Origin of the sequence: Methylobacterium ajmalii (assembly GCF_016613415.1) — a bacterium.
Classification (GTDB): Bacteria; Pseudomonadota; Alphaproteobacteria; order Rhizobiales; family Beijerinckiaceae; genus Methylobacterium; species Methylobacterium ajmalii.
Genome location: NZ_JACWCT010000116.1, coordinates 1 through 6,208 on the forward strand (window position 1 = coordinate 1; position 6,208 = coordinate 6,208).

Here is a 6,208-nt window from a genome sequence, read left to right on the forward strand (position 1 = left end):
GGGCCTCCGCGATGGTGGCGTCGATCTCGCCGGCGGCCATGCGCTCCAGCACGGCGACGAGGCGGGTGAGCGGGCGCTGGATGTTGAGCATCAGCAGGAGCGCGGCGCCGAGCAGGCTCAGCAGCATGGCCGCCCCGGCCAGGAGGCCGAGCCGCGTCGCCGCGTCGATCCGCTCGGCGGCGGTCGTCATGGCGGCCTCGGTGAAGCGGTTGGCGTTAGCGACCGATTCGCCGATCGTCTTCTCGGCCCGGGCGGTCAGGGCGGCGATCTCCTCGCGCGACGCGCTGGCCGCCGCGGCATCGACGGGCCGGCCGTAGAGGTCGGCGCGGCCGGCCTGCGCGAAGCGCTGGACCGCGCCGGCGAGGTCGTGGACCGAGCGCTCGCTCTCGCGCAGGACGTCCGGCTTGATGGCGATGGCGATCGGCTGCGCGAGGCTCGCGGACGCCTTGCGCGCCTCGTCGAGGGCGGCCGCGACGGCGGCGTCGGCCGCGGCGGCGCTGCGCGCCAGCTCGACGGTCTTCTGGCCGAGCTGGATGCGGGCCACCGCCATCTGCGCCTGCGAGACTCCGCGCAGGATGGTCTCCTCGCGTGCCAGCGCGTCGTTCGCCGCGCGGATCTCTCGATTGCTGGACCATTGGTTGTAGACGGCCCCGGCGACGAACAACGCGGTGACCGCGGAAGACAGCGCCAGCTTGCGCCCGATGCTGAGCCTGACCATCGTCGAATCCAATGCCCCGAACACGATAGAACGTTTCCAGGCCTGCATGAGTAGGATCCGGCCGTTAACAAGATGTCACGCCCTCGAAAACCGGAGCAAAATTATTTTCTCGCTCTTTGGGGAACCGAAGACGATCTGGCATCTCGACCCAGCGGCAGGCGTCTCGATCAGCTGGTGTTCGATCGGGCCGCCCCGGGTTCTCGATGGGTCGTCGCGCGTCCGGATCGGCGGCGGGCCGGCGGTGGTCGTGCGACGCGGATAATCGGTACGGGACCGGCCGGCTTTCCGCCACGGCCTGTTCGGCCTTAAGAGGACACGACCCCGGCAGCCAGGATCTCCGATGACCGTTCCCACCGCCCCCCTCGCCCTCGGCATCGTCGGTGCCGGCATCATGGGCGAGCGCATGATGAACGCCGTCCTCGGGCAGGACGCCCCCCTGGCCCGCATCGCGGCCCTGTGGGACCCGGCGCCGGCGGCGCGGGAGCGGATCGCCGCGCGCTATCCCGGCGTGCCGGTGGTCGCCGACGCCGACGCCGTGGTGGCGGCGAGCGATTGCGTCTACGTCGCCTCGCCGCCGGCCTCGCATCTCGGCCATGCCCGGGCGGCGCTGGCGGCCGGGCGCAGCGTGTTCTGCGAGAAGCCCCTCGCCGTCGACCTCGCCGAGGCCCGCGCCTTCGTGGCCGAGGCCGGGCAACGGGGCGCCGTGAACTTTCCGTTCGCCTCCTCGCTCGGCGTCGCCGCCCTGGCGCAGTGGATCGCCGAGGGCGCCGTCGGCACGCCGCGCCGGCTGACGATCGAGGTCGCCTTCGCGCGCTGGCCGCGGCCCTGGCAGGAGGATGCCGCCGCCTGGCTCGACGCGCCGCGGGAGGGAGGCTTCACCCGCGAGGTGGTGTCGCACTTCCTGTTCCTGAGCCGCCGCCTGCTCGGCCCCCTCGACGGCCTGGACGGCCACGCGGTCTTTCCCGAGCCCGGCCGGTCGGAGCGCGCGGTCGAGGCGATGTTCCGGGCCGGGGGCGTGCCCGTCCGGCTGCGCGGGCGGGTCGGCGAGACGCCGCCCGACGCGCACAATGTCGACGACCACAACACCTGGACGCTCGAAGGCGAAGCCGGCACGGTCCGCCTGCGCGACTGGGCGATCGCCGAGCGGCGCGGCGCGGACGGCCGCTTCGCCCCCGCCGCCGACGCGATGCCGAACGAGCGCGCCCGCCCGATCGCCCTGCGGCGCCAGCTCGAGGGCGTGGTGCGGATGACCCGCGGCGAGCCCCACGCCCTCGCCACCCTGGCCGAGGCGCTGGAGGTGCAGGAGATCGTCGAGACGATCCTGGCCTCGCGCGGCGCGTGACGCCCGCCTCCGGGCGCGGGCATTGGAGCGCGGACATCGGGTCGCACCCCGGTACCCGGTCCCGGAGCCCGGACCACCTCGATCGGGAGCCCGCCCGGCCCGGCAGCACGCGCAGGCCGCTGCAATCGCAGCCTTATCCCGATCACTGGTCGATTTTCCCGATCGTTTCCCGATCCGTTGGCGCATAGTCGAAATGTCGCGGCCGGCCGCGTCGGTAGTTCACCGCGCCTGAACGCTTTCCGAGTCACGCGTTATCTGAGTACGGCATCGTCGAAGACGGTTCCGGCTGTGCTCGACAGTACGATCGGGCAGGGTCGGCTCGTCTCGCGACGACGCGGCGCACGGCTGGGAACTGCGTGTCGCGTGCCTCGCGCATCGCGGCAGATCATCGCCCGGACCGGTCGCCAGGAGAGGATCGCGGTTTGTCAGCGTCGATCATCAGCACGGACCGTTCGCGCACTTCCGCGGCGCCGACGGCCGACGGAGGTGCCCCGCTGCGCGTCCTCGTCGCCCACAACCGCTACCAGGTCCGCGGCGGGGAGGATGCCGCAGTGGCCCGCGACCTCGCGGCCCTGGAGCGCGCCGGCTGCGCCGTCGAGGCGGTGTTCCTCGACAACGACGCGATCGATTCCGCGCCCGCGCGGCTGCGGGCGGCTTTCTCCGCGACCCACGCGCCGGACGGAATCAGCCGGGTCATGGCGGCGGCACGGCGCTTTCGCCCGGACGTGGTCCACGTCCACAATTTCTTCCCGCTCCTCTCGCCCGGCATCCACGCCGCCGCCCGGGCAGCGGGCCACGCCACGGTGCAGACCCTGCACAATTACCGCCTGGCCTGCGCCAACGGCTTCCTGATGCGGGACGGCGCGCCGTGCGAGCGGTGCGTGACCGGCTCGCCGTACCGGGCGGTGCTCCATGCCTGCTACCGCGGGTCGCGGATCGGCTCGCTCGCGGTGGCGCGGATGATCGACCACCACCGCAGGGCCGGGACCTGGCGGCGCGACGTCGACCGGTTCGTCGCCCTGACGCCCTTCGCCCGCGAGCGTTTTGCGGCAGCGGGGGTCCCGGCCGAGCGGATCCGCATCCGGCCCAACGGCCTGCCCGATCCGGGCCCGCCCCCGGGCGGCCCGCGCGACGGCCTCCTCTTCGTCGGCCGGCTCAGCCCCGAGAAAGGCGTGCTCGTCCTCGCCGAGGCGGCCGCCGCCGCGGGGCTGCGGATCACCGCGATCGGCGAGGGACCGCTCGCCGGCGCGCTCGCCGGCCATCCGGGCCTCGACCTCGCGGGCGCCCGGAGCCCCGAGGCGGTCCAGGCGGCGATGGGCCGGGCCGCCGCCTTGGTGGTGCCCTCGCTCTGGTACGAGGGATTGCCGATGGTGGTGGCGGAGGCCTACGCCGCCGGGACCCCGGTCGTCGCCTCGCGGATCGGGGCGCTGGCCGGCCTCGTCGCCGACGGGGCGACCGGGCTCCTCGCCGCGCCCGGGGATGCGGGCGACCTCGCCCGGGCGCTCGCCCGCATCGCGACCGATCCCGCGGGCGCCGCCGCCATGGGGCGGGCCGCCCGCGCCGTCTACGAGCGCGAGTGGCGCGAGGACGTCACGACCCGCGCCCTCCTCGAGATCTACCGGGACGCCGTCGCCGCGCGCGCGGCGGACGCGTCCCTCGCCAGAACGGGAAGCTGACACGTGGCACACGACCCCCTCGTCCCCTCCTTCGCGATCGGCGACGTGCCGGTCTCGGCGACCGACATGGCCGGGCTGATCGCCGCCCTCGGGCGCCGGCTCGCCGGCGGCGCGGACCAGCCCGGCACCTTCGTGGTGTTCCGCGACGCGCACGGCGTCGTCCGGGCCCAGAAGGACCCCGTCCTCAAGGCGGCCCACCACGACGCGCTCCTCGTCTGCGCCGACGGGCGGCCTCTGAGCTGGATCGGCCGCTGGCGCGGGCTCTCCGGCATGCAGCAGGTGCCGGGGATCGAATCCGTCGAGGCGGTGTGCCGGGCGGGCGTCGCCCCCGGCTGGCGCCACTACTTCCTCGGCGGCGGCGAGGGCGTGGCCGCCCAGCTCGCCGAGACGATGCGGGCCCGCATCCCGGGCCTGCAGGTGGCCGGCATCGAGACCCCGCCCTTCCGCCCTCTCGACGCCGCCGAGACCGAGGCGATGCGCGCCCGCATCCGGGACTCGGGGGCGCAGATCGTCTGGGTCGGCCTCGGCACGCCCAAGCAGGAGCTGTTCATGGCGGCCCACGCGCCGCACCTGCCCGGCACGATCGGCATGGGGGTGGGCGCCGCCTTCGACGTCGCCACCGGCCGCATCCCGCGGGCGCCCAAGGCCTTCCAGGTCGCGGGCCTCGAATGGGCCTACCGCCTCGCCCGCGAGCCGCGGCGGCTGTGGCGGCGCTATCTCGACACCATCCCGCGCTTCCTGCTGATCGCGGCGCGCGACGCCCTCAGCGCGCGAAAGGCGCCCCCGCCGCGCGCTCCCGGCGCATCCGGGCGAACGGGATCGCCGGCAGCCTGAGCCCGGTCCCCTGCGCGAGCGCGGCGAAGTCCTGCGGATCGACGGAGGTCCGCGCCAGCGCGGCGAGGTCGGCGGGCGGATGCGCCGGCCCGCGGTTGCGGGCCTGGACCTGCTCGGCCGCCTGGCCGCCGTCGGTGAAGCGGAACGGCTCGCTCAAGGCGAGCAGGTTGTCGCTCAGCACGTTGCCGCTCGCCACCGCCGGGCGGGCGTAGAGCAGCCCGGGCAGGCCCGGATAGCGCGCCCGCCAGAGGGGGGATTCCACCGGCATCGCCGCGTAGGCGGCGCGCAGCTGCGAGTCCGGATCGGTGATCGCGTCCCGCGCCCAGGTCTGCCCCCGGGAATCGACGTGGATCGCCGGGCTCGACGCCACGAAGACGTTGCCCTCGACGCGGTTGTCGCGCCCGCCGCCGATGAAGACCGGCTGGTCGACCCGCAGGAAGAGGTTGCCCGAGACGGCAAAGCCGCTCGCCATGTCGTCGAGGTAGACGCCCTTGACCTCGCGCTCCCCCCCGCCCCGGATGTCGTGCAGGAAATTGTTCGCGATCACGTTGCCGCGCGCGGTCCAGTCCCGGCCGGAATAGATCGCGCCGCTGTCGGTCGCCCCGGCGAGGAGCCGGGCGACCTCGTTGCCCGTGACCCGGTGGTCGTTGCCCCGGAGATGGATCGCGTAGGCGGGCGAATCGTGGATGAAGTTGCCCGACACCTCGGCGCCGACGCCGTCGAGGGCGACGGCCGGCGCTTGCGTCTCCCAGCGCCGCGCGTAGGCCGTGAGGCGGCTGTCGCGCAGGAAGAGCCCTCCGGGGTCGAGGGTACGCCGCTCGCCGCCCGACAGGACCACGCCCTCGGCCCCGGTCCCGGCGACGTCGCAGCGGCGCACGCCGCCGTCCCGGACGCCGAGGAACGCCGCGCCCTGCCCCCCGGCCGGGCCGAGCACGCTGTCCTCGACCACCACGTCGCGCCCGCCCTGCACGCGCACGAGGTCGCCCCGCGCCATGGCGAGGCGCAAGGCGGCGATCCGCAGGTGCTCGGTGCCCTCGGTGGCGATCAGCGTCTCGGCGACCGAGACCTCCACCGCCTCGCCGCCCCGCGGCCAGGCGAGCAGCGTGCCGGTGCGGACGTCGCGCCACCAGGCTCCGGGCCGGTCGAGGCCGGCAAGGACGTGGACGAGGCGCACCGGCGCGTCCGGCAGGATGCCCTCGTAGGGTGTGCGGTCGAGGGTCAGGCGCGTGCCCTCCCCCTCCGCCGCGGCCCGCACCACCGGCATCGCCTCGAACAGCCAGCCCCAGCGCCAGTAGCCCTCGGCCCAGAGGTCCGGCTCGTCGCGCACGAGGCCGGGGGGGAGACCGTCGAGGGTGAAGGACGGCCCGGTGCCGCCCGCGACCTTGCCGCCCGCGACCTTGGCGAAGCCCTCCGAGGGCCAGCGGGCGGGATGCATCGCGCCCCCGTCGTCGAAGACCTCGAAGGCCGGGGGCGTGCGCGGGCCGTCGAGGACGATCGGCGCCTGGAACCGCGCCGCCCGGGCCGAGGCCGGCAGGCGGTAGGCCCGCACCTTGCCCCGCGCGGCGGCCGGCAGGCGCGCGGCGAGCGCGGGATCGAGGGGGACGGGCGTCAGGCGCCGGCTGCCGACGAGGCGGGCCG

General features: G+C 75.2%; 4 protein-coding genes and 1 pseudogene. 3 read left to right on the plus strand and 2 right to left on the minus strand.

The annotated features are described in order from the left end of the window. Positions 1–718, minus strand: a pseudogene (locus HPY23_RS21670) (methyl-accepting chemotaxis protein); the annotation flags it as partial. A gap of 340 nt (positions 719–1,058) precedes the next feature. Here HPY23_RS21670 and HPY23_RS21675 point away from each other — a divergent pair. The 3 genes from HPY23_RS21675 to HPY23_RS21685 all read left to right on the plus strand — a co-directional run bounded on the left by HPY23_RS21675 (position 1,059) and on the right by HPY23_RS21685 (position 4,570). Continuing rightward, the gene (locus tag HPY23_RS21675) at positions 1,059–2,060 is read left to right on the plus strand and encodes a Gfo/Idh/MocA family protein (RefSeq protein WP_091888870.1); all 1,002 of its coding nucleotides are present in this window, start codon (positions 1,059–1,061) and stop codon (positions 2,058–2,060) included. A gap of 422 nt (positions 2,061–2,482) precedes the next feature. Further along, positions 2,483–3,736: a glycosyltransferase gene (locus HPY23_RS21680; protein ID WP_236017695.1), complete on the plus strand. Its 1,254-nt coding sequence runs from the start codon at positions 2,483–2,485 to the stop codon at positions 3,734–3,736. 3 nt (positions 3,737–3,739) lie between these two features. Next, a complete protein-coding gene (locus tag HPY23_RS21685; RefSeq protein WP_060847385.1) occupies positions 3,740–4,570 on the plus strand; it encodes a WecB/TagA/CpsF family glycosyltransferase in 831 nt (276 codons plus the stop codon). Here HPY23_RS21685 and HPY23_RS21690 read toward each other — a convergent pair. Beyond that, the coding region (locus HPY23_RS21690; protein ID WP_200649675.1) for a right-handed parallel beta-helix repeat-containing protein at positions 4,500–6,208 on the minus strand (1,709 nt) is incomplete at its 5' end. The genes HPY23_RS21685 and HPY23_RS21690 overlap by 71 nt on opposite strands.

Excerpts from the sequence above, each read along its gene's own strand:
- HPY23_RS21675 (WP_091888870.1), top strand. The coding sequence starts at position 1,059 with ATGACCGTTCCCACCGCCCCCCTCGCCCTCGGCATCGTCGGTGCCGGC.